Annotated in this window: 5 protein-coding genes and 3 pseudogenes; 5 read left to right on the forward strand and 3 right to left on the reverse strand. The window is 37.5% G+C overall.

Annotation, left to right across the window (positions count from 1 at the left end):
- Window positions 1–155 (forward strand): annotated as a pseudogene (locus tag H6G97_RS47815) (IS701 family transposase); the annotation flags it as partial.
- A 297-nt stretch (window positions 156–452) separates the two neighbouring features.
- On the opposite strand, the gene H6G97_RS47820 reads toward H6G97_RS47815, so the two are convergent.
- Entirely contained in the window at window positions 453–632 is a 180-nt protein-coding gene (locus tag H6G97_RS47820; protein ID WP_190947345.1) for a hypothetical protein, read from the reverse strand.
- 821 nt (window positions 633–1,453) lie between these two features.
- Window positions 1,454–1,582: a hypothetical protein gene (locus H6G97_RS55215; protein ID WP_277883465.1), complete on the reverse strand. Its 129-nt coding sequence runs from the start codon at window positions 1,580–1,582 to the stop codon at window positions 1,454–1,456.
- 275 nt (window positions 1,583–1,857) lie between these two features.
- Here H6G97_RS55215 and H6G97_RS55220 point away from each other — a divergent pair, with 275 nt between their 5' ends.
- From H6G97_RS55220 to H6G97_RS47835, 4 genes and pseudogenes are all read left to right on the forward strand, one after another.
- Entirely contained in the window at window positions 1,858–1,980 is a 123-nt protein-coding gene (locus tag H6G97_RS55220) for a hypothetical protein (RefSeq protein WP_277883466.1), read from the forward strand.
- Window positions 1,977–2,399 (forward strand): annotated as a pseudogene (locus H6G97_RS47825) (transposase); the annotation flags it as partial. The gene H6G97_RS55220 and the pseudogene H6G97_RS47825, both read left to right, overlap by 4 nt.
- Before the next feature lie 350 nt (window positions 2,400–2,749).
- Window positions 2,750–2,902 (forward strand): annotated as a pseudogene (locus H6G97_RS47830) (IS630 family transposase); the annotation flags it as partial.
- A 77-nt stretch (window positions 2,903–2,979) separates the two neighbouring features.
- Window positions 2,980–3,264 carry a hypothetical protein gene (locus H6G97_RS47835; protein WP_190947346.1) on the forward strand — a complete coding sequence of 95 codons (285 nt, stop codon included), beginning with the start codon at window positions 2,980–2,982 and terminating at the stop codon, window positions 3,262–3,264.
- A 37-nt stretch (window positions 3,265–3,301) separates the two neighbouring features.
- Here H6G97_RS47835 and H6G97_RS52045 read toward each other — a convergent pair.
- On the reverse strand, window positions 3,302–3,529 hold a 228-nt coding region (locus H6G97_RS52045; RefSeq protein WP_206759176.1), incomplete at its 5' end, for a hypothetical protein.

A 3,529-nucleotide genomic window follows, 5' to 3' on the forward strand; every position in this document is an offset into this window, starting at 1 on the left:
CTTTAAATAATCTGCGTCTCATTATCCAACCACTTTTACTATTTTGGTTGATTTATCCCTGGTTAAGTATTTTCCCTAATTCACATTTATTCCTGGGATTCAATCATTTAATTGCTGCCATGAATCAATTTAAACCCTGTTATGCTTCTGGATGATTAAGCTCCTGAACTACTTGCTTATATCGGAAAGTGACAGAAGAGGGATAACAGTGATACAGTATTTATTTACAATAGATAGCCTGATTGCACAAACAGGGAAATGGTAATCTGTGGCATCGGAAATAACTCGGCGACAAAATTGGTAGGTACTAAGTCAATACTTTTCGGGTTTTGGGGGAAAGGGAAAGGTTTGAATTCACCTTTCCCCCAAACCCAGTAACCTTTTCTCAGACCAAAAGAGAGATTGTTAGGCTTATCCGAAAAGTATTGGGTACTGAGTAAGCGATAATTAACCTAGCGTTGCCTGTCTGATTCTAATGAATGCAAGCGAAAGTTTTCCGAGTAATGAACGTGAGGATTGCACCAAGAATCGATACTGCGAATTTCTGCCCTACGGGGAAAACCAAGAGAATCGAAATATTCACGCCAGCGGGGATTATTAACATATAAAATTTTTCGTGTACTTAACCACATTGATTGACTCCCTGTATTGAAGTGAACTGCAAGTTATAAAGCAGTGAATTGAAGAAGAATGCTGAATTAGTGAATTCAGCATTCTTGAGCTTAGGGGTTTTACCGTTTATACTTTAAGTCCAAGCAAGCTACATTCACGAGTTACACAGACATACATACAAGTAATAACAATTCGCAATTCGCAATTCGCCATTAAGATAGTCCAGATTTTTCCTGGGTCTCTGGCGCAACCATCTGTTGTTTAATGAGAAAAGAATTGGTAAGTTGAAAATTTTGACTGCAAGCTTAGTTGCTATTAACTAACAACATACTACTACTAAATTCACTAATCATTTCTTAAAAATTCAGTCAGTAGAATTGTAATTTACTATCAACAAAGCTATAACTATTGATACATCTATCCGAAAATTATCTCAGATAGATAGATGACAAAAATCAAATTTTATGGATTACATATTAAGCGTCATTACTTCTGATATCTAACATATTTTAACTGGATATCAGCTAGACCTTAATAATTTAACATATCAGCTAAAGATTTAAACGTAGACCAAATCAGTCTAAAATCAACTAAGTAGGCACAAGCCCTGAGAAAAGATACCAGCCGTCACAACCAATATCTACGCTACACAACGAATAAACTCGAAACACGGCTGGTATCTTTTTTTCTACGGTCTCCCCTAACCAATGCTCGTACTCAGGTTCAGCTTCAGCCAGCATATACGTCTCCAAAATTCGGGCACAATTGCAAATGTATCGGACGGGCTTTGAGTTTATACTTGTGCTTTGGTTGCACATTTTCGCGTTGCTTTTGGAGGTACTTAACTTGACTGCTGTTGTATTAAAGCACCTGCTATAGACACTGCTGCTGGTTGGGAGAAAAAATACCCCTGCCCATATTTGCATTGCAATTTTTTGACTTGCTCAAGCTGCACTAAGCTAATCGTCATTTAAATTGCACCATTTTTATGGTGATAAAAGCTGCAAACTCTCTCCCCTGCTCCCTGCCCCCTGCATCTGTGAGAGGTTAAGATAAAACGCATTTTGTCAATCAGTTAAAATACTCAAAAGAATTTAAATAAGAATGATAATCAAGATGCTTTTGAATAGCTGAAATATTAATTCAAAAACTATTGTAACGACTCAATACCTTGATAAAAATTGGGGAACATTATTCGGTAAATTCAATTACTAAACGAGTTCACAAAAAGTTTGGTTTACCGCCATGCCCAAGCGACCAAAACACAACTCTGACCACACACAAAAACATCATACTCCTACTATAGATAATGAAGCGATTGCTGCTCACTTAGAAGCTTTATTAACTCCGGCTATCTTTAATCAATAATCGAAATCAAAGTTGGTAAGACTAATTATTCTTATATTACTTCTGTCCTTGACCCACAAGTTTTACCTCCTTATGTCGTGGCTGATTTATACTGTCGAAGATGGCGCATCGAAGAGGCTTTTTACATTGTAAAACGTTTATTGGGATTATCTTATCTCTGGACTGGCTCTATTAATGGTGTCAAGTTACAAGTCTGGGCAACTTGGTTATTTTATGCTGTTGCCGATGAATTATCTCTACCATTTGACCGCATTTCTTTAGAGATGATCTTTCGTGGTTTGTATCATTTTAGTGTCGCTTACGACAAGGGGAAAGCTGACGACCCCATTAAGTACTTTGCTGCAAAAGAGAATCAAGATTTAGGAGTTGTCAAAGCCCTGCGAAAACCAGTCTCCAGGCTGGATTTATCCCCTTTTCCTGCACCCTCACAGACATTTGTGTAATTACCTTAACCTCTCACGGATGTTCCCTAGCAGACTAGACCGACTTGAACAAATAGTATTGGGGCTTGCTGAGAGACAATCCAATACTCAACAGCAATTAGACTCACTTACCAAAAATGTAAATCGTGTGTTAGCCAGAAGTGCAATTTTAGATGATGTAAGCTAATCGGCATTTAAGCTGCATAATATAAATGCAGAGTCGATTGAAAATAATTATGCCACCACCAGCCAAAAACTTTTTAACTTCGGAACAAGTTACTCAACTACAGCAGGCTCTTAAGGAGAGTGATCTACCGCACGTAAGAGAAAGAATTTTAATTATTCTGCTTTCATGTAAGGAATACATTGCTCATCGTCTATTTCAATCAGTAGATGAGTTAAAGTCTTTACTCGATAAGCTATTGAACCAGGGTGAGCTAGTCATTAAGTGGCATCGAAATATAAAAAACAGGGGTAATAGTGCCTATGTTGCAATTTAAATGCCGATTAGCTTACTACTTGAGTTACCAGTAATTTTTGTGACGACACTCTAGATAATAATATTTGAGGCACCTTAATGGATAGCATACACGCTGAAATTCTCACTAAAATTCTTACTGATAACGGGTTCACTTCTGGCACTATTGCTGAAAAATTCATCCAGTGCCGGACACCGGGGCATGATAATTACTTACTTAGATTTAGTTGGGATAATAATTCCGAATTAGTTGGAATTGAATTATTAGACTGCTGGGCAGATTCTCTAATTTCATCTTGGAAAACTTCTTCCGCCATGATCCATTTAGTTTTGAGACAGGTACAATTCTTTGTTAAAGAGTATGAAACTATTTGGCACTCATAACTTTTTTGACAATAGTATAGCCACTGATACCAATTTTTTATGAAGCTGCATATAATTCGATCCCCCCTAGCCCACGCCAGTCGCTCATGGGGGAAACCCCCAAGACCGCGCTGGCTCCCCTTAACAAGGGGGGAACCGGAAAAACATCTATCATAAGCTGTTCCACATCTAATTTGCATAAAATGTAAATTAAATAAACTCGTGGACTTACTGCTATGCCAGCCAAAGGATACTTAAGTAAATTACAGAAAGAGAATTTACAAAA

This window comes from Nostoc flagelliforme FACHB-838, assembly GCF_014698065.1.
GTDB lineage: Bacteria > Cyanobacteriota > Cyanobacteriia > Cyanobacteriales > Nostocaceae > Nostoc > Nostoc flagelliforme_B.

What these genes read in the sequence shown, in the direction of transcription:
- H6G97_RS55220 (WP_277883466.1), top strand. Translation starts at nt 1,858, where the DNA reads ATGCCCAAGCGACCAAAACACAACTCTGACCACACACAAAAACATCAT.
- H6G97_RS47820 (WP_190947345.1), bottom strand. Translation starts at nt 632, where the DNA reads ATGTGGTTAAGTACACGAAAAATTTTATATGTTAATAATCCCCGCTGG.
- H6G97_RS47835 (WP_190947346.1), top strand. Translation starts at nt 2,980, where the DNA reads ATGGATAGCATACACGCTGAAATTCTCACTAAAATTCTTACTGATAAC.
- H6G97_RS55215 (WP_277883465.1), bottom strand. Translation starts at nt 1,582, where the DNA reads ATGACGATTAGCTTAGTGCAGCTTGAGCAAGTCAAAAAATTGCAATGC.